This window comes from Paraburkholderia sp., assembly GCF_049581445.1.
Classification (GTDB): Bacteria; Pseudomonadota; Gammaproteobacteria; order Burkholderiales; family Burkholderiaceae; genus Paraburkholderia.
Genome location: NZ_JBAURZ010000056.1, coordinates 1 through 19308, shown reverse-complemented (window position 1 = coordinate 19308; position 19308 = coordinate 1). Strand labels below are relative to the sequence as shown.

The 19308-nt window shown below is 60.5% G+C and carries 18 protein-coding genes and 1 tRNA gene; all 19 read right to left on the bottom strand.

Translation table 11 applies throughout. The features are described 5' to 3' along the window. Window positions 1–7: 7 nt before the first annotated feature. Entirely contained in the window at window positions 8–2074 is a 2067-nt protein-coding gene (gene nuoL / locus WCA85_RS04040; RefSeq protein ID WP_424061881.1) for an NADH-quinone oxidoreductase subunit L, read from the bottom strand. 17 nt (window positions 2075–2091) lie between these two features. Continuing rightward, the gene (gene nuoK / locus WCA85_RS04035) at window positions 2092–2397 is read right to left on the bottom strand and encodes an NADH-quinone oxidoreductase subunit NuoK (RefSeq protein WP_013339863.1); all 306 of its coding nucleotides are present in this window, start codon (window positions 2395–2397) and stop codon (window positions 2092–2094) included. A 20-nt stretch (window positions 2398–2417) separates the two neighbouring features. Further along, entirely contained in the window at window positions 2418–3119 is a 702-nt protein-coding gene (locus WCA85_RS04030) for an NADH-quinone oxidoreductase subunit J (RefSeq protein ID WP_424061880.1), read from the bottom strand. Between the two features lie 131 nt (window positions 3120–3250). Further along, complete coding sequence (nuoI, locus tag WCA85_RS04025) at window positions 3251–3739, bottom strand: NADH-quinone oxidoreductase subunit NuoI (protein ID WP_007588142.1); 489 nt, start codon at window positions 3737–3739, stop codon at window positions 3251–3253. Between the two features lie 15 nt (window positions 3740–3754). Then, window positions 3755–4819: an NADH-quinone oxidoreductase subunit NuoH gene (gene nuoH, locus WCA85_RS04020; RefSeq protein WP_424061879.1), complete on the bottom strand. Its 1065-nt coding sequence runs from the start codon at window positions 4817–4819 to the stop codon at window positions 3755–3757. Next, entirely contained in the window at window positions 4820–7153 is a 2334-nt protein-coding gene (gene nuoG, locus WCA85_RS04015; RefSeq protein ID WP_424061878.1) for an NADH-quinone oxidoreductase subunit NuoG, read from the bottom strand. 96 nt (window positions 7154–7249) lie between these two features. Beyond that, window positions 7250–8578, bottom strand: coding sequence for an NADH-quinone oxidoreductase subunit NuoF (gene nuoF, locus WCA85_RS04010; protein ID WP_424061877.1), 1329 nt, complete (start codon window positions 8576–8578; stop codon window positions 7250–7252). After that, the gene (gene nuoE, locus WCA85_RS04005; RefSeq protein ID WP_424061876.1) at window positions 8575–9060 is read right to left on the bottom strand and encodes an NADH-quinone oxidoreductase subunit NuoE; all 486 of its coding nucleotides are present in this window, start codon (window positions 9058–9060) and stop codon (window positions 8575–8577) included. Before nuoE ends, nuoF begins: the two co-directional genes overlap by 4 nt. Window positions 9061–9194: 134 nt before the next feature. Continuing rightward, window positions 9195–10448, bottom strand: a complete 1254-nt coding sequence (locus WCA85_RS04000) for an NADH-quinone oxidoreductase subunit D (protein ID WP_424061875.1) — start codon at window positions 10446–10448, stop codon at window positions 9195–9197. 9 nt (window positions 10449–10457) lie between these two features. Further along, entirely contained in the window at window positions 10458–11060 is a 603-nt protein-coding gene (locus WCA85_RS03995) for an NADH-quinone oxidoreductase subunit C (protein WP_424061874.1), read from the bottom strand. A gap of 20 nt (window positions 11061–11080) precedes the next feature. Further along, window positions 11081–11560, bottom strand: coding sequence for a NuoB/complex I 20 kDa subunit family protein (locus WCA85_RS03990; RefSeq protein WP_006052903.1), 480 nt, complete (start codon window positions 11558–11560; stop codon window positions 11081–11083). Between the two features lie 63 nt (window positions 11561–11623). After that, the gene (locus WCA85_RS03985; RefSeq protein ID WP_117338196.1) at window positions 11624–11983 is read right to left on the bottom strand and encodes an NADH-quinone oxidoreductase subunit A; all 360 of its coding nucleotides are present in this window, start codon (window positions 11981–11983) and stop codon (window positions 11624–11626) included. 160 nt (window positions 11984–12143) lie between these two features. Continuing rightward, window positions 12144–12228 (bottom strand) — tRNA-Leu (locus tag WCA85_RS03980). A gap of 113 nt (window positions 12229–12341) precedes the next feature. Next, entirely contained in the window at window positions 12342–12719 is a 378-nt protein-coding gene (secG, locus tag WCA85_RS03975) for a preprotein translocase subunit SecG (RefSeq protein WP_424061873.1), read from the bottom strand. 81 nt (window positions 12720–12800) lie between these two features. Then, window positions 12801–13574: a triose-phosphate isomerase gene (tpiA, locus tag WCA85_RS03970; RefSeq protein WP_424061872.1), complete on the bottom strand. Its 774-nt coding sequence runs from the start codon at window positions 13572–13574 to the stop codon at window positions 12801–12803. Window positions 13575–13735: 161 nt separating this feature from the next. Beyond that, the gene (locus WCA85_RS03965; protein ID WP_424061871.1) at window positions 13736–14752 is read right to left on the bottom strand and encodes an NAD(P)H-quinone oxidoreductase; all 1017 of its coding nucleotides are present in this window, start codon (window positions 14750–14752) and stop codon (window positions 13736–13738) included. Between the two features lie 142 nt (window positions 14753–14894). After that, window positions 14895–17042 (bottom strand): polyribonucleotide nucleotidyltransferase, encoded by a 2148-nt coding sequence (gene pnp / locus WCA85_RS03960; protein ID WP_424061870.1) that lies wholly within the window; start codon window positions 17040–17042, stop codon window positions 14895–14897. A gap of 306 nt (window positions 17043–17348) precedes the next feature. Next, a complete protein-coding gene (rpsO, locus tag WCA85_RS03955) occupies window positions 17349–17621 on the bottom strand; it encodes a 30S ribosomal protein S15 (RefSeq protein ID WP_117338206.1) in 273 nt (90 codons plus the stop codon). Between the two features lie 120 nt (window positions 17622–17741). Further along, window positions 17742–19037, bottom strand: a complete 1296-nt coding sequence (locus WCA85_RS03950) for a branched-chain amino acid ABC transporter substrate-binding protein (RefSeq protein WP_424061905.1) — start codon at window positions 19035–19037, stop codon at window positions 17742–17744. Between the last annotated feature and the right edge of the window lie 271 nt (window positions 19038–19308).

Below are 19308 nucleotides of genomic sequence, written 5' to 3'. Positions count from 1 at the left end.
CCTTCTCTTATTTGCCGCCGAGCGTTACAAACAGGGTCAGGAGCCCCAGCATGCCAATGATCATGGCAAACGCGTAGTGGTAGATGTAGCCCGACTGGAGGAAGCGGATCACGGTGGCAAACCAGCCGATAAAGCGCGCGCTGCCGTTGACAATACCGTCGATGACCACCACGTCACCTTCTTTCCAGAGGCCACGACCAATCGCCACAGCGCCACGCGCGAACACGACTTCGTTGATCTTGTCCAGGTAATACTTGTTTTCCAGCAGCGTGTAGATCGGGCCAAACGCACGGCGGATAACCGGCGGCAGATCCGGACGCTTCAGGTACAGGAACCACGACACCACGATGCCCAGCAACGCCAGCCAGACCGGCAGGCCCGACACCGAGTGCAGACCCATCGCAAGCCAGCCGGTGAAGTCGTCGGCCAGACCCGCCATGACCGGGTGGTTCGCGCCGATGTAGATCACCTTGTCGTACACCACGCCGTGCGAGAAGAAGTCGCCGAACAGCAGCGGACCCACCGCGATCGCGCCAATGATGACCGACGGAATGGCCAGCAGCACCAGTGGCACCCACACTACCCACGGGCTTTCATGCGGCTCGTGAGCGTGACCGTGATCGTCGTGACCATGACCGTGGTCGTCGTGACCGTGCGCAGCCTGCTCAGCGGCTGCGATGCCCATCGGAGAATCCGGATGCTTCGGCTTGCGGAAGCGCTCTTCACCGTGGAACACCAGGAAATACATGCGGAACGAGTACAGCGCCGTGACCAGCACGCTCGCCACCACTGCGAAATACGCGAAACCCGAACCCGGCAGATGCGACAGCTTCACTGCGTCGATGATCGAGTCTTTCGAGTAGAAGCCCGAGAAGAACGGCGTACCGATCAGCGCCAGCGAACCGATCAGCGACGTGATCCACGTGATCGGCATGTACTTGCGCAGGCCGCCCATGTTGCGCATGTCCTGATCGTGGTGCATGCCGATGATCACGGAACCCGCGCCAAGGAACAGCAGTGCCTTGAAGAACGCGTGCGTCATCAGGTGGAACATGGCGACCGGGTAAGCCGACACGCCGAGCGCGACCGTCATGTAGCCGAGTTGCGACAGCGTGGAGTAAGCCACCACCCGTTTGATGTCGTTCTGGACGATCCCGAGGAAGCCCATGAACAAGGCGGTAATCGCGCCGATAACCGTCACGAACGACAGCGCCGAATCCGACAGTTCGAACAGCGGCGACATACGCGTCACCATGAAGATACCGGCCGTCACCATGGTTGCCGCGTGAATCAGCGCGGAGATCGGCGTCGGGCCTTCCATTGAATCCGGCAACCAGACGTGCAGCGGGAACTGCGCCGACTTACCCATTGCGCCGATGAAGAGGCAAATACACGCAACCGTCAGCAGGCCCCAGCTCGTGCCCGGGAAATTCATCGCCGCGAGTTCGTGGCTCTTCGCGAACACGTCACCGTAGTTCAGCGAGCCGCCGTACGCGAGCAGCAGACCGATGCCCAGCAGGAAACCCAGGTCACCCACCCGGTTCACGATGAACGCTTTCATGTTCGCGTAGATCGCGCTTTCGCGGGTGAAGTAGAAGCCGATCAGCAGATACGACACCAGGCCCACCGCTTCCCAGCCGAAGAACAGCTGCAGCATGTTGTTGGCCATCACGAGCATCAACATCGAGAACGTGAACAGCGCGATGTACGAGAAGAAGCGCTGGTAGCCGTCGTCGTCAGCCATGTAGCCGATCGTGTAGATGTGCACCATTAGCGACACGAAGGTCACCACGCACATCATCAGCGCCGTGAGCGAGTCGACGAGGAAACCCACCTCGAACTTCAGCTTGCCGACCTCCATCCACTCATAGATCGTCGCGTTGAAGCTCGCGCCGTTCATCACGTCGAAGAAGACGATGGCCGAAAGAATGAAGGAGATCGCGACGCCAAGGATCGTGACCGTGTGGGCGCCTGCACGCCCTACCGCCTTGCCGAACAGACCGGCGATCAGAGAGCCGGCCAGCGGTGCAAGCGGAACCGCCAGCAACAGGTTTTCATTGAGTGTCGTTGACATAACAGTCTTGCCTGAAATTAACCTTTAAGCTGATCGAGATCCTCGACATTGATCGTGTCGAGGCTACGGAACAGGGTCACCAGAATCGCCAGCCCGATTGCCGCTTCCGCTGCCGCAACCGTCAGCACGAAGAAGACGAAAATCTGGCCATGCACGTCGCCAAGGTAATGAGAAAACGCGACGAAATTGGTGTTCACCGCCAGCAGCATCAGTTCGATCGCCATCAAGATGATGATGACGTTGCGGCGGTTCAGGAAAATGCCGACGACGCTGATCGCAAACAGGATCGCGCCGAGCACAAGGTAGTGAGCAAGGGTCAACATAATTTTTCTCCTGTCTCCTCTCAGCTATTTTTGACAGGCGCCGCAGCCGCGGCTTCTGCTGCAGCCGCTGCCTTTGCGGCCGCTTCTTCCGCGGCAATGGTCGCCGCGGTTTTTTCCGACTGCATCTTCACGACACGCACGCGGTCTTGCGCCCGGACCTTGACCTGGTCGCTCACGCGCTGGCGCTTGCTGTCCTTCGCATGGCGCGTGGTCAGCGCGACGGCGGCGATGATGGCCACCAGCAGCACCAGACCGGCCACTTCGAAGGCGAAGATGTAGTCGGTGTAAATGACTTTACCGATCAGACGCGTATTCGACCAACCCGCCATCGCGCCGCCGGCCGCTACCGTCGTGTCGCGCAGCGGCGTCACGGTAGCGCCAAAGCCGTGCCACAGGACCAGCGCGGTTTCGACCACGATGATCGCGCCCACCAGAGTGGCCATCGGCACGAAGCGTTTGAAGTCTTTGCGCAGCACGTCGAGATTGATGTCCAGCATCATCACGACGAACAGGAACAGCACCATCACCGCGCCCACATACACCAGCACCAGCAGGATCGCGAGAAACTCGGCCTGCAGCAGCATCCAGATCGCCGCGGCGTTGAAGAACGCGAGCACGAGAAACAGTGCCGACGCCACCGGGTTGCGTGAGGTGATCACCTTCAGCCCTGACACCACCAGGAGCAGAGCAAAGATGTAGAACAGTACGGTCGTGAATTCCATGATTACCGGTTCATCGTTAGGCCATCGTCAGGCATTGTTCTTTGGCACAAGTGCGCCGCGCTACAGCGTCAAGCAGCAGCCTACGGCCCGAGTGCAGGCCGGTGCAACGTGATACGTCAAACAAAAGCGCTTTAACGGTACGGCGCATCGGCTGCCTTGTTCGCAGCGATCTCCGTTTCATAGCGGTCGCCCACTGCCAGCAGCATGTCCTTCGTGAAGTACAGGTCGCCGCGCTTTTCGCCGTGATACTCGAGGATGTGCGTCTCGACGATCGAATCGACGGGGCAGCTTTCTTCGCAGAAACCGCAGAAGATGCACTTGGTCAGATCGATGTCGTAACGCGTCGTACGGCGGGTGTTATCCGCGCGCGTTTCCGATTCGATCGTGATGGCGAGTGCCGGACACACCGCTTCGCAAAGCTTGCAGGCAATGCAGCGCTCTTCGCCGTTCTCATAGCGGCGCAGCGCGTGCAGCCCGCGAAAGCGCGGCGAAATCGGGGTCTTCTCTTCCGGGAATTGCACGGTGATCTTGCGCTGGAACGTGTAACGTCCGGTCAGCGCGAGGCCCTTGAGCAACTCCGTCAGGAAGAAGGTCTTGAAGAAGTTTTGAATTGCGGTCATGGTTTCATCCGCCCTTTATTTCCAGATATTCAACGGCGACATGATCCAGAAGCCGACTACGATCAGCCACACCACGCTGACTGGAATGAACACCTTCCAGCCCAGACGCATGATCTGGTCATATCGGTAGCGCGGGAATGTGGCGCGTGCCCAGATGAATATCGACAACAACATGAAAACTTTCAGCACGAGCCAGAACACGCCCGGGATGAAGGACAGGAAACCGAACGGTGCGCTCCAGCCGCCGAGGAACAGCGTGGCTGCCAGCGCCGAGATCACGATCATGTTGATGTACTCGGCGAGGAAGAACAGCGCGAACGCCATACCCGAGTAATCGATCATGTGACCCGCGACGATTTCCGACTCCCCTTCCACCACGTCGAACGGGTGGCGGTTCGTTTCCGCGATGCCCGAGATGAAGTAGACGACGAACATCGGCAAGAGCGGCAGCCAGTTCCACGACAGGAAGTTCAGGCCGTAGCCGGCAAAGATGCCGCGCTCCTGCGAATTGACGATGTCCGACAGGTTCAGGCTGCCCGACGTCATCAGCACGACGACGAGCGCGAAGCCCATCGAAATTTCGTACGACACCATCTGTGCCGCGGCGCGCATGGCGCCAAGAAACGCGTACTTCGAGTTCGAGGCCCAGCCGGCGAGAATCACGCCGTACACGCCGATCGACGAAATCGCCATCGCATACAGCAGACCGGCGTTGATGTCGCCGAGCACCGCGCCCGCCTGGAACGGAATCACCGCCCAGACCGCGAAAGCCGGCACCACCACCATGATCGGCGCGATCAGGTAGATCCAGCGGCTCGCCTGGGCGGGCTGAATCACTTCCTTGAGCAACAGTTTCAGCACGTCGGCGATAGGCTGCAGCAAACCCGCCGGGCCGACGCGGTTCGGACCGATACGCACGTGCATCCAGCCGATCAGCTTACGCTCCCAGAGGATCAGATAAGCCACGCACAGCAGGATCACGACGGCCACCACCAGGATGCGCACCAGTGCCCACACCGTGGGCCATGCCACACCGAGAAGCTGGGTGCCGCCCGAGTTGATCGAATCGAACAAGCTCATTTACGCCTTCTCCACCAGCAGTTCACCGAACAGGCTGCCCAGCGCTGCACCGGCAGGCGTGGCCGCCGATACGCGGACGACTGTCTCCGCAAGATTCGCATCGCGCACGGCCGGCAATTGCACCGAGCGCTCGCCCTGACGGACACGCACCGCGTCGCCGTCTTTCAGACCCAGCTTGTCAAACAGCCCAGCCGGCAAACCGACTGCGTTCGCCGCACGCGCGGCTGCCGTCAGATGCAGCGATTCCGCACGACGAACCAGCGCGTCGGCGTGGTAGATCGGTACATCAGCGATGCGTTCGAAGGCACCTTCAGCGGCCTTCGCTGCAACACCGTGCGCCACCACGACGCCTGTTTCGTTCGACAGACGCGAGATGATTTCGCCGTCGCCCAACGCAGCCGAACGCACTTCTTCAGCGGTATCGAATTCAAAGCCCGGCAGGCCCAGCAGGCTGCCTAGCACGCGCAACACCTTCCAGGCCGGACGCGTGTCACCAAGCGGACGCACCACACCGTTGAAAGTCTGCACCGTGCCTTCTGCACTCACAAACGTGCCGGCTGTTTCCGTGAACGGCGCAATCGGCAGCAGCACGTCAGCGTATTCCGCGCCCGTCTGGAACGGCGACATCACCACGACCATTTCGGCCTGATTCAGCGCCGCCAGTGCCTGCGCCGGATTCGCCGTATCGAACTCAGGTTCGACGTTGAGCAGCACATAACCCTTGCGCGGCTGCTCGAATACTTCGCGAGCGTTCAGACCGCCTTCGCCCGGCAGCGCGCCGACGAGGTGAGCGCCCACCGTGTTCGCGCCTTCGGTCAGGAAGCCCAGCGTGGCGTCCGTAGTGTCCGCGATCCATTGAGCCGCTGCGTGGATACGTGCAAAGTCCGGATGGCGCACAGCGCCATTGCCGAGCAGCACGACGCGGTTTTCGCCTGCAGCCAACGATGCGGCGACTTGCTTGTGTGCGTCGCTCGGCTGCGTGCCGGCAAACGCTTCCGGCAGGGCTGCACCGCGCGCTTCAGAAACTGCGCCGGCGATACCGGCGATTTCGGCAAGCCACGCAGACGGCGCGGCTACGACACGTTGTGCTTGCGGGATCAGCGCGTCGTCGTTCGTGGCCTGCACGAGCGTGAGCTTCGTGCCGCTCTTGGCCGCTTGACGCAGACGTGCGGCGAACAGCGGATGATCGCGACGCAGATCCGAACCGATCACCACGGCGGCATCGACGTTCGACAGATCGGCGATCTTCGTGCCAAGCCACGGAGCGCCGTTCACCGGCGCCGAGAAATCCGACTGGCGCAGACGGAAGTCGACGTTAGGCGTGCCGACCGCTTGCGCGAGTTGCTTCAACAGGAACAGTTCTTCGACCGTGCTATGAACGCTACCGAGTGCGGCCAGCGCATCGGCGCCATGGTCGGCCTTGATGCCCTTCAGACCCTTAACGACGTAGTCGAGCGCGCTCTGCCAGTCGGTTTCGATCCACTTGCCGTCTTGCTTCAGCATCGGCTTCGTAAGACGTTCCGGGCTATTCAGGGCTTCGTACGAGAAACGATCCTTGTCCGAAATCCAGCATTCGTTGATGGCTTCGTTTTCGAACGGCAGCACGCGCATCACGCGGTTGTTCTTGACCTGCACCACCAGGTTCGCGCCGACGGAATCGTGCGGGCTCACCGACTTACGGCGCGACAGTTCCCACGTACGGGCGCTGTAACGGAACGGCTTGCTGGTCAGCGCGCCGACCGGGCACAGATCGATCATGTTGCCCGACAGTTCGGAGTCCACCGTCTTGCCGACGAACGAAGTAATTTCCGAATGCTCGCCACGGCCCAGCATGCCCAGTTCCATCACACCGGCCACTTCCTGGCCAAAGCGGACGCAACGCGTGCAGTGGATGCAACGCGACATTTCTTCCATCGAGATCAGCGGGCCGACGTTCTTGTGGAACACGACGCGCTTTTCTTCGCTATAGCGCGAGGCCGACTTGCCGTAGCCCACCGCCAGATCCTGCAACTGGCATTCGCCGCCCTGATCGCAGATCGGGCAATCCAGCGGATGGTTGATCAGCAGGAATTCCATCACGGCTTGCTGACCCTGCACCGCCTTGTCGGACTTGGTGCGCACAATCATGCCTGCGGACACCGGCGTGGCACATGCGGGGACAGCCTTCGGCATCTTTTCGACGTCGACCAGACACATCCGGCAGTTGGCCGCAATCGACAGCTTCTTGTGATAGCAGAAGTGGGGGATATACGTGTCGACCTTATGCGCAGCCTGGATCACCATGCTGCCTTCAGGCACCTCTACTTTCTTGCCGTCTATTTCAAGTTCAACCATGATGGTCAATCTTCCTTAACCTGTTGCCGCTCAATCGTTCGCCCGTTCATCGCCACACGGCGATGATCCCCGCGGTTGACGCTTCTGTTGGCTGGCCTACGCCGCCACCGTTTCCGAAGCTGTTGCTGCGCCGGCATGATCGCCCACGAGGCAGTGCTTGTGAGTGACGTGATATTCGAATTCGTCCCAATAATGCTTGAGCATGCCGCGCACCGGCATGGCTGCTGCATCGCCAAGCGCGCATATCGTGCGGCCCATGATGTTGCCGGCCACCGAGTTCAGCAGATCCAGATCTTCCTGGCGGCCGAGGCCGTGCTCGATACGATGCACGACGCGATACAGCCAGCCCGTGCCTTCACGACACGGCGTGCACTGACCGCAGGACTCTTCGTAATAGAAGTACGACAGACGCAGCAGCGAACGCACCATGCAACGCGTCTCGTCCATCACGATCACCGCGCCCGAACCGAGCATCGACCCCGCCTTGGCGATCGAGTCATAGTCCATGTCGGTATGCATCATCATCTCGCCCGGAATCACCGGCGCGGACGAGCCGCCAGGAATCACGGCCTTGATCTTCTTGCCGCCGCGCATGCCGCCCGCGAGATCCAGCAGCGTCGCGAACGGCGTACCGAGCGGAACTTCATAGTTGCCCGGACGCTCGACGTCGCCCGAAACCGAGAAGATCTTCGTGCCACCGTTATTCGGCTTACCCAATTCAAGGTACGTCTGCGGGCCGACCGTCAACAGGAACGGCACCGCCGCGAACGTCTCGGTGTTATTGATCGTGGTTGGCTTACCGTACACGCCGAAGCTCGCCGGGAACGGCGGCTTGAAGCGCGGCTGGCCCTTCTTGCCTTCCAGCGACTCGAGCAACGCTGTTTCTTCGCCGCAGATGTACGCGCCGTAACCATGGTGCGCGTGCAACTGGAACGAGAAGCCCGAGCCCATGATGTTGTCGCCGAGGTAACCGGCGCGGCGCGCTTCTTCCAGCGCTTCTTCGAAACGGCGGTACTCGGCGAAAATCTCGCCGTGAATATAGTTGTAGCCGACCGTGATGCCCATCGCGTACGCACCGATGGCCATGCCTTCGATCAACGCATGCGGATTCCAGCGCAGGATGTCGCGATCCTTGAACGTGCCCGGTTCGCCTTCGTCCGAATTGCAGACGAGGTACTTCTGCCCCGGGAACTGACGCGGCATGAAGCTCCACTTCAGGCCGGTCGGGAAGCCTGCACCGCCGCGGCCACGCAGGCCCGACGCCTTTACGTCGGCGATCACCTGCTCCGGCGGAATCTTCTCTTCCAGAATACGGCGCAGCTGGACGTAACCGCCGCGCGCCACGTAGTCTTCGAGATGCCAGTTGTCACCATTCAGGCCGGCGAGAATCAGCGGTTTAATGTGACGATCATGGAGAGACGTCATTTCGAAAGCTCCTCGAGCAGCTGGTCGATCTTCGCGCGGCTCATGAAGCTGCACATGCGATGGTTGTTCACCAGCATCACCGGTGCATCGCCGCACGACCCCATGCACTCACCTTCTTTCAAGGTGAACTTGCCGTCTGCCGTGGTTTCGCCGAAGTCGATACCGAGCTTCTGCTTCAGGTATTCGGCGGCGTTCTCCGAGCCACCGTCCGGACCCAACTGGCACGGCAGGTTCGTGCAGAGCGTGATCTTGTGCTTGCCGACCGGCGAGGTCTCGTACATCGTGTAGAAGGTCGCAACCTCCTGCACGGCGACGGCGGGCATGCCGAGATAGTTCGCGACGAACTGCATCAGATCGGGCGACAGCCAGCCATGCTCTTCCTGAGCAACGGCCAACGCCGCCATGACGGCGGACTGTTGCAGACCGGCGGGATACTTCGCGATCGCACGATCGATTTCTTTCAGGCCTTCAGCTGAGATCATTTTCAGACACGACTCTTTCAATTCCTACCGAACGAAAACCTGTCGCTTGCTACCTGTTGCGACAGACCCGGCGTTCCTTTGCTTGACGTGCGCCTGCTGCGACTTCGACGCACACGCCACGATGAAAACCGCTCTTAACGATCGATTTCGCCAAACACGATGTCTTGCGTACCGATGATCGTCACGGCGTCGGCGATCATGTGACCGCGCGCCATTTCGTCGAGCGCGGCCAGATGCGCATAACCCGGCGCGCGAATCTTCAGGCGATAAGGCTTGTTCGCGCCATCGGAGATCAGATAGATGCCGAACTCGCCCTTCGGATGTTCGACAGCGGCATACGCCTCGCCTTCGGGCACATGGAAGCCTTCCGTAAAGAGCTTGAAATGGTGAATCAGCTCTTCCATGTTCGACTTCATGCCGACACGCGACGGCGGCGCAATCTTATGATTGTCGATCATTACGGGGCCTGGATTCTTGCGCAACCACTCAACGCACTGTTTCGCAATGCGAGTAGATTGACGCATTTCTTCGACGCGCACCAGGTACCGGTCGTAACAATCGCCATTCACGCCAACCGGAATGTCGAAATCCATCTTGTCATAGACTTCATACGGCTGCTTCTTGCGCAGATCCCACTCGATGCCCGAACCGCGCAGCATCGCGCCGGTCATGCCCAGTTGCAGAGCACGCTCCGGGCTGACCACACCAATGCCAACCAGACGTTGCTTCCAGATCCGGTTGTCGGTGAGGAGGGTTTCGTATTCGTCTACGCAATGCGGGAAACGGGTGAAGAAGTCGTCAATGAAGTCGAGCAACGAACCCTGCCGGGTCTCGTTCATCTTCGACAGCGCCTTCGCGTTGCGAATCTTCGAAGCCTTGTACTGCGGCATGGCTTCAGGCAGATCGCGGTACACGCCACCCGGACGGTAGTAAGCAGCGTGCATCCGGGCTCCGGACACCGCTTCGTACACGTCCATCAAATCTTCGCGTTCGCGGAACGCATACAGAAACACCGCCATCGCGCCGACGTCGAGTGCGTGCGAGCCGATCCACATCAAGTGGTTCAGCACGCGCGTGATTTCGTCGAACAGCACGCGGATGTACTGCGCGCGGATCGGCACGTCGATGCCCAGCAGCTTTTCGATGGCCATCACGTAGCCGTGCTCGTTGACCATCATCGACACGTAGTCGAGACGGTCCATGTACGGCACGGACTGGATGAACGTCTTCGTTTCCGCCAGCTTTTCAGTAGCGCGATGCAGGAGGCCGATGTGCGGATCGGCGCGCTGGATCACTTCGCCGTCCAGTTCGAGCACAAGGCGCAGCACACCGTGCGCGGCCGGGTGCTGAGGGCCGAAGTTGAGCGTGTAGTTTTTGATCTCTGCCATGGCGTTCTCTTAGTGTTTCAGACCGCCATAGCGATCCTCGCGGATCACGCGCGGCGTGATTTCCCGCGGCTCGATCGTCACCGGCTGATAGACGACGCGCTTCTCTTCCGGGTCGTAACGCATTTCGACGTAACCGGAGACTGGGAAATCCTTGCGGAACGGGTGACCGATGAAACCATAGTCGGTCAAGATGCGGCGCAGGTCAGGGTGTCCTTCGAAGACGATGCCGTAAAGGTCGAAGGCTTCGCGCTCGTACCAGTTGGCCGAACTCCAGACATCCACGACCGAGGGAATCAGCGGCACTTCGTCGTCCGGTGCGAACACGCGGACACGCACACGCCAGTTGTTCGATACCGACAGCAGATGCAGTACCGCCGCGAAACGCGGACCGTCGTATGCACCATCGCCGTAGGTCTGGTAGTCGACGCCACACAGGTCGACCAGTTGTTCGAAGTGCAGCGATGCGTCGTCGCGCAGATGCGTGACCACGTCGAGATATTCGCTTGTCTTTACGACGATCGTCAGCTCACCGATTGCTTCGGTGACGCTCAGCAGGCGGCCGCCAAAGGCCGCCTCGAGGTTCGCTTTCAGGGTCTCGAGTTTGCTTGCCATATAGTGGGGAGGCTTTGGCCTTATTGACGGGCGATGGTGTTGGTACGACGGATCTTCGCCTGCAACTGGATCACGCCGTAGACCAGCGCTTCGGCGGTCGGCGGACAACCCGGTACATAGACGTCGACCGGCACGATCCGGTCACAGCCACGCACCACCGAATACGAGTAGTGGTAGTAGCCGCCGCCGTTCGCGCACGAGCCCATCGAAATCACCCAGCGCGGCTCGGCCATCTGGTCGTACACCTTGCGCAGAGCGGGCGCCATCTTGTTGCACAGCGTGCCGGCGACGATCATCACGTCCGACTGCCGCGGACTCGGACGAAACACAACGCCAAAACGGTCGAGGTCATAACGGGCTGCACCCGCATGCATCATCTCGACCGCGCAACACGCAAGACCGAACGTCATCGGCCACAGCGAGCCGGTGCGCGTCCAGTTGATCAGCTTGTCAGCCGTGGTGGTGACAAACCCTTCCTTCAAGACCCCTTCGATACTCATTTGCTTTCCACTCCAGACGGGGCGGCTAGCGTTGGCCACCCACGCAAACCGGCGATTAATCCATCATTCCCAGTCGAGGCCGCCCTTCTTCCAAATGTAGGCAAAACCTAACAGGAACTCGAGCAGGAAAATCATCATTGCCATGAAGCCCGGCCAGCCGATGTCACGCAGAGCTACGCCCCACGGAAACAGGAACGCGGTTTCAAGATCGAAGATGATGAAGAGAATGGCGACAAGATAGTAGCGCACGTCAAACTTCATGCGCGCATCTTCGAATGCCTCGAAGCCGCACTCGTACGGTGCGTTCTTCTCGGTATCGGGCTTGTTCGGACCGAGGATCTTACCGATACTGACCAGTGCTACGCCTAAACCGGTACCCACCAGGAGGAACAACAAGACGGGGTAATAGGCTGCGAGGTTCAAGACTATCCTCAATCGGTTGGTTGTGAATGCCGCCGGGGAGGGGACTCACCCGACGCGAAACCACTTCGGCGTGCTTGACGTTGCAAGCTAAACGCAAACACCAAGCCAGAAGCGAAAATGCCAGCCGAGAGCGAAGCAAGCGGCTGGCATTAGATAACATTGGTGCCGACGGCGAGACTCGAACTCGCACAGCTTACGCCACTACCCCCTCAAGATAGCGTGTCTACCAATTTCACCACGTCGGCACTGTATGCAATCCGGGAAATAAACTTATAAAACCCGCGAATCGCTTCAAGACTTGAATTGTAACTGGTTTAAACAGTTTGTTCAACGCACAAGAGCACACTTGTACGAAAATTTATTTCGGCACGTCCTGGCCCGGGGTCGACGCTGCCGCTGCCGGCGCAGCAGCAGAAGCACCACCCGGCATGGCTGCAGATGAAGCCGCAACCGGAGCCGTCGCCACCGTGCCGAGCAAGCCAGCAGAAGGCTTGGCGTGATATGCGCCAAGATATGTGAGCGTCAATGTGGTAATAAAAAAGATTGCTGCCAGAACCGCGGTAGTGCGCGAGAGGAAGTTCGCCGAACCCGTCGCACCGAACAGACTACCCGACGCACCGCTGCCAAAAGCAGCGCCCATGTCGGCGCCTTTGCCGTGCTGCAGCAACACGAGGCCAATGACCCCAAGCGCCGACAACAACTGAACGACGATAATCAAAGTTTTCAAATACAGCATCACACTCACCTGAGTCTTTATTAATCGCACGGCACAAGGTATGCCATACGCAATGGGGTCTTCCTCGCCCCAACAATCCGCTTATTGCGTGACGCTGACCGCGCCTGCCGCCTCGCAAATTGCCAGGAAATCCTTGTACTTCAACGACGCACCGCCAATCAGGCCACCGTCGATATCCGGCTGACGGAATAATTCTTCCGCATTTTCCGGTTTCACGCTGCCGCCATACAACAACGGCACATCGGGAGCACCCTTTGCCACAAGACGTCCACGCAGAAACGCATGCACTTCCTGCGCCTGTTGCGACGTGGCGCTCTCGCCAGTGCCGATCGCCCAGATGGGCTCATACGCAACCACAATGCGGACCGCCTCTTGCGGCGACAACTTTGCCAGCACGGCATCGAGTTGCGTACCCACTACCTGGCTCGTTTCACCCGCGTCACGCTGTTCCAGCGTTTCGCCTACGCAGACGATTGGCGTCAACCCCGCTTCCAACACACGTTGAGTCTTGACGGCCACCAATTCCACGCTTTCGCCGTGGTAATTCCTGCGCTCCGAGTGCCCGACAATCGCGAGCGAGGCACCGTAGTCAACGACCATGGGCGCGGCCACTTCGCCAGTGTAGGCACCCTCTGTATGCGCAGAGACGTCCTGCGCGCCCCAGACAACCCGGCTGTCCGCTAGCAACGCCTGCGCTTGCGCCAGGTATGGAAACGGTACACAGACACCAACCAGCACGTTCTCCGGCAAATCGGCCGCGCCTTGCGCCACCGCCTTGAGCAGGACCGCGTTATCAGCGAGCCGTCCGTGCATCTTCCAGTTACCGACTACCACTTTCGCTCGTTGTTTCGGCATCGTCTCGTCTTGTCGTGGCGGTGGACCCGGTTTGCGCCGAATTTACACCGCGGATTGGTACCGTACTGCCCGCCCATTCGGACCACGCAGCGCACGCAAAACACGCAATTTTACTTCGACCAGGCGGACCGGGTCAAACCGCCCCCGTCCGCGCCACCCTGTCAAGCATCGGCACCCCAGCTCAACATGATCTTGCCGACGTGCGTGCTGCTCTCCATCAGCGCATGCGCGTCGGCAGCTTGCGCGGCCGGAAACACCTTGTAAATCACCGGCTTGATGCTGCCATCTTCAAGGTGCGGCCATACCGTGGCCTTGAGCTGGGCCGCGATCTTCGCCTTGAACTCAACTGGCCGCGGCCGCAGCGTCGAACCCGTGATGGTCAAACGCCGCCGCAAGATTTCGTGCAGATTCAACTCGGCCTTCGCGCCGCCAAGCGTCGCGATCACCACAATCCGGCCGCCATCGGCGAGCGCGGTCAGTTCGCGCGGTACGTAGTTGCCGGCCACCATGTCGAGAATCACGTCGACGCCGCGGTCATTCGTCAGCGACTTAATGACTTCGACGAAATCTTCGGTTTTATAGTTGATCGCACGCTCCGTGCCGAGCGCCTCGCAAGCTCGGCATTTGTCGTCCGACCCCGCCGTGGCGAAGACTCGAAAGCCGAGCGCGTGCGCAATCTGGATCGCCGTCACGCCAATACCACTCGAGCCACCCTGCACCAGCAGCGTTTCGTTCGCACCGCCCTCGCCCGCGCCCAGATGCGCGCGCTCGAATACGTTGCTCCACACCGTGAAGAACGTTTCCGGCAGCGACGCGGCCTCGATATCCGAGAATCCCGCAGGCACCGGCAAGCATTGCGTAAGCGGCGCGGCCGCCAATTCTGCGTAGCCGCCGCCAGCCAGCAATGCGCACACCCGGTCACCCATCTTCAGGCCGAACGGATTGTGCTTTTCATCAATCGTACCGCCGACAATTTCACCTGCCACCTCCAGCCCCGGAAGATCCGACGCGCCCGGCGGCGGCGCGTAGCCGCCCTTGCGCTGGAACACGTCCGGACGATTCACGCCGGAGGCTGCCACCTTGATCAGTACCTCACCCGCTTTCAGTTGCGGCGTGGGCCGCTCCGCGAGCTTCAAGACTTCCGGCGCACCGAATTCGGTAATTTCGATCGCTTTCATCTAAGTCACCTCCAAGGTTTGGATTGCGCTGCAAACCTGATACTGAGCCAATTCAATGTCCCGTGAGTTTGCAATGCAATCCACCCTGCATGAAAAACGGCCGGCGCGCATTCGCGCTGCCGGCCGTCACCCTGCTACCGCATTACTGCGGCGTGGGTTCGCCTTGCGGCGCGCCGTTCGCGGCGTCGTTCAGCAACGCCTTGGCCGACAAACGCACACGACCCTTCTCGTCCGTCTGGATGACCTTGACCTTAACTTGCTGGCCGTCCTTCAGGTAGTCGTTGATGTCCTTGATACGCTCGTTGGCGATCTCGGAGATGTGCAGCAGACCGTCCTTGCCCGGCAGGATGTTCACGATCGCGCCGAAGTCCAGCAGCTTGAGCACGGTGCCTTCGTAGACCTGGCCCACTTCGACTTCCAGCGTGATGTTCTCAATACGCTTCTTCGCTTCGGCCATCCCTTCGCTGCTCGTGCTGGCGATGGTGACGACGCCGTCGTCCGAAATATCGATCGTCGTGCCGGTTTCTTCGGTCAGCGCGCGGATCACCGAACCACCCTTGCCGATCACGTCGCGGATCTTTTCCGGGTTGATCTTGATGGTGATCATGCGCGGTGCGTAGTCCGACAGCACAGTGTTCGCGCCCGACACCGCCGAGGTCATCTTGCCGAGGATGTGCATGCGGCCTTCCTTCGCTTGCGCGAGAGCGACCTGCATGATTTCCTTGGTGATGCCCTGGATCTTGATGTCCATCTGCAGCGCGGTCACGCCTTGCTCGGTACCCGCTACCTTGAAGTCCATGTCGCCGAGGTGATCTTCGTCGCCGAGGATGTCCGACAGGACAGCAAACTTGTTACCTTCGAGGATCAGGCCCATTGCGATGCCAGCGACGTGCGCCTTCATCGGCACGCCAGCGTCCATCAATGCGAGGCAGCCGCCGCACACCGAAGCCATCGACGACGAACCATTCGATTCCGTGATTTCCGACACCACGCGGATCGAGTAGCCGAATTCGTCGGCGCTCGGCAGGCAAGCTGCCAGTGCGCGCTTGGCCAGACGGCCGTGACCGATTTCACGGCGCTTCGGCGAACCGACGCGACCCGTTTCGCCGGTTGCGAACGGAGGCATGTTGTAGTGGAGCATGAAGCGTTCGCGGTACTCGCCTTCAAGCGCGTCGATGTTTTGCTCGTCGCCCTTCGTACCCAGCGTTGCAACCACCAGCGCCTGCGTTTCGCCACGCGTGAAGAGTGCCGAACCGTGCGTACGCGGCAACACGCCGGTACGGATTTCGATCGGGCGCACAGTGCGCGTGTCGCGGCCGTCGATACGCGGCTCGCCGTCGAGGATCTGCGTACGGACGATCTTCGCTTCGATGTCGAACAGCACGTTGCCGACGGTAGCCTTATCAGCCGCAACCGTACCGGCTGCCGCAGCATCTTCTTCCAGCTTCGCCGACGTCGCTGCGTAGACTTCCTTCAGCTTGGCCGAACGGGCTTGCTTGTCGCGGATCTGGTAAGCAGCGAGCAGGTCGGCTTGCGCCAGTTCCGTCACGCGCGCGATCAGCGGTTCGTTCTTCGCTGCCGGCTTCCAGTCCCATTCCGGCTTGCCGCCTTCGCGGACCAGTTCATGAATCGCGTCGATCGCGATCTGCATCTGCTCATGACCAAAGACCACGCCGCCCAGCATCACTTCTTCGCTCAGTTGCTGCGCTTCCGATTCCACCATCAGCACCGCGCGTTCCGTACCGGCGACGATCAGGTCGAGCGCCGATTCCTTCATTTGCGGACGCGTCGGGTTCAACACGTATTCGTTGTTGATGTAGGCCACGCGTGCTGCGCCGACCGGGCCGTTGAACGGCAGACCGGAAATGGCGAGCGCCGCCGACGCGCCGATCAGCGCGGGAATGTCAGCGGGAATTTCCGGGTTCAGCGACAGGACGTGGATCACGACCTGGACTTCGTTGTAGAAGCCTTCCGGGAACAGGGGGCGCAGCGGACGGTCGATCAGGCGCGAGGTCAGCGTTTCACCTTCCGACGGACGGCCTTCGCGGCGGAAGAATCCACCCGGGATCTTGCCGGCTGCGTAGGTCTTTTCGAGGTAGTCGACGGTCAGCGGGAAGAAATCCTGACCCGGCTTGGCGGTCTTGGCGCCGACCACGGTTGCCAGCACAACGGTATCTTCGATGTCGACGATAACGGCGCCGCTCGCCTGACGAGCGACTTCACCGGTTTCGAGGCGAACGTTATGTTGTCCCCACTTAAATTCTTTGACGATCTTATTGAACATAGTCATTTCTTTTCCTCTTCGTAATGCCGCGCGGACCAGAAGCGGCGCGGCAACGCCAGGACCGGCGCCGCATGGGAAGAGTAGTGTTATGCCATTCCAGAGAACCACGCCCTAGCGCGCGAACCGCTGGAATGACACAAAGCTCTGCCCCTGAAGCCCGGCCATGTTTCATATTGCCCGCCGCATGAACCGGCACGCTACCGCGGACAATGATCAGTGCACCTCACATGAAGCGCACCGTGCAAAAACAAAATGCCTGTATCAGTGAACTGACACAGGCATCTTGCTGAGAGCGCCTAATCGCGCGCCCGATTACTTACGCAGACCCAGCTTCTCGATCAGCGAGCGGTAACGATCCGCATCCTTACCCTTCAGGTAGTCGAGCAGCTTACGACGGCGGCTCACCATGCGCAGCAGACCGCGGCGGCTGTGGTGATCCTTCGTGTGGGCCTTGAAGTGAACGGTCAGTTCGTTGATGCGGGTCGTCAGCAGAGCGACCTGCACTTCGGGGGATCCGGTATCGTTTGCAGCGCGTGCGAATTGCGCAACGACTTCGGACTTCTTGCTTGTTTCAACTGCGGACATATCAATTTCCTTAGAAACTAGACAGGCGGTCACGGAAGAAAGGCCGTGCCGTGGATTACAACGAGGGGCGTATTGTAGCACAAGCCAAACACCCCGCGAGTCCTGCTGTTACAGGCGGATTCAAGGCCGCGTCATGTGGCATGTCGTGGCCGGCACCGTGCGCTCGGGTGGCAGCGCCAGCACCGTGCGGAAGCCGTAGCCGGAGCCTTCGTTATCGAAGCGCACGCCCGGCGTACCGGCCTTGTCCATCTCCATGACATAAAGGGGCTGGATCAACTGATGGTCGTCGGCGCGCATCCACGACGGGTGGAAGCCGTTATCGAACTTCATCCCTTCCAGCGCTTTCGCCACCGCTTCGGGCTGGGCGCTGCCGGCCTTGTCCATCGCCGTGGCGAGCATCTGGACCATCAGTACCATACGCAACACCGGGTAGTCGTCCTGAGCGGCTGGGAAACGGGTGCGGAACGCCTTGTACCACGCGTCCGAGTCCGCCCCGCCGGCGTTCGGGTGCCAATCGGCCACTGCCATCACCCGTTTCACGCCCGCGTCACCGAGTGCCGCCGGGGCGCCCAGACTGTTGCCGTAGAACGTGTAGAACCGGGTGTCGAGCCCCTGCTCGCGCGCCGCCTTGACGAGCAGCGTCAGATCGTTGCCCCAATTGCCCGTGATGACCGCATCCGCGCCGCTCGCACGGATTTTCGCGACATACGGCGCGAAGTCCTTCACGCGGCCAATCGGGTGAAACTCGTCGCCGACAATCGTGATATCAGGCCGCTTTGTGGCCAGCGCCGAGCGCGCCAGGTTGCTCACGTCGTGGCCGAAGCTGTAGTCCTGGTTCAGCAGGTACACCTTCTTCACCGACTGATCACGCTGGATCACGTCCACGAGCGCGTCCATTCGCATGCCCGCGTGTGCGTCGAAGCGGAAATGCCAGAAGCTGCAGTTTGCGTTGGTGAGCGCGGGGTCGTCCGCGGAATAGTTGAGGAAGAGTTCGCGGTTGTCGGGTTCGCGGCTGTTCTGCTTCTCAACGGCGCTAATCAACGCCGCCGCGACCGCTGAACTGTTGCCTTGCAGGATGTAGCCAATATGCTGGTCCGCCGCCGCTCGCAACTGCACCAGCGCCTCTTCCGTGCTGCCCTTGCTGTCCAGCACGACGAGTTCGAGCGGATGCGCGCCGTCGGCCAGTTTCACGCCGCCTTGTGCGTTCACCTGCTCGACGCCAAAGCGCAGATTGCGCTCCACCGCCGCCCCGGCGTTCGCAAACGGGCCCGACATGCCTTCGATCAGGGCCAACTGGATCGGTTTGCCGCCTGGCACCTGATTCGCCGCTGGAGCCGCCGCGTGCGCGGCCACCTGCGCTGCCGTCAACACCACCGCTGTCAGCGCCGCGATAGCGCGCCCCCACTTCGCCGCCATGCGCAGCTCCTCTGATTCGTCCGAAGCGCGGATCATAGGATGCGTCGCCTGGAATAAGCAAGCGCGGTGGCACGTTATTCACCTTGTATGCAGCTCGCGCAGTGCACACCTTGTCGGATCCGCACAATCTTTTGCCGCCCCGCGTGTCAAAATATTGCGTCTCGATGATAAAAACCACCATCACATGCCATCGGAGGAATTCATGCTGACCCGCCTCTCATCCGCGCTCGCGTCGACGCTCGCTGCGGCACGGCGGCGCGTGCATCTGCGG